Origin of the sequence: Lentilactobacillus parakefiri (genome assembly GCF_002157585.1) — a bacterium.
In the GTDB taxonomy this organism is placed as follows: domain Bacteria; phylum Bacillota; class Bacilli; order Lactobacillales; family Lactobacillaceae; genus Lentilactobacillus; species Lentilactobacillus parakefiri.
This window is the reverse complement of sequence record NZ_BDGB01000086.1, coordinates 1-368: the sequence shown is the minus strand read 5'-3', so window position 1 is coordinate 368 and position 368 is coordinate 1. Positions and strand designations below refer to the sequence as shown.

At 41.8% G+C, this 368-nt stretch carries 1 protein-coding gene; it reads right to left on the bottom strand.

Annotation, left to right across the window (positions count from 1 at the left end; translation table 11 throughout):
- Positions 1-368: helix-turn-helix domain-containing protein (locus LPKJCM_RS09505; RefSeq protein ID WP_087069623.1), on the bottom strand; the 368-nt coding region annotated here is incomplete at both ends.

Here is a 368-nt window from a genome sequence, read left to right as displayed (position 1 = left end):
TTCTTTGTTCGTTGCTTCATCGAGGCCAATAATTTTAACGCTTCATTTTTGATGCGTAACTCTCGGTTCTCAGCTTCTAATTGTTTAAGACGATTTTGTTCCGGAGTGAGTTTCTTCTTGGTTGACCGCTTCTTAGTCGGTTTCTTTCGTTTGTTTGTCATTTTGGGTTTCCGTCCTTTTGATATAGACAATAACCCATTTGGCCCTTCATTGCGATAAATCTTTTTCCATTGGTAAATCTGAGCAGTCCCGAGATAGCCGAACTTAGCAGCGATTTGCGTATAGGAAGCATTGTTAGTAATTGCCCATCGGGCAAGGGCAACTCTAAAATCAGGCGTTACTTGAGGCGGATCCAATAGGATATTCGG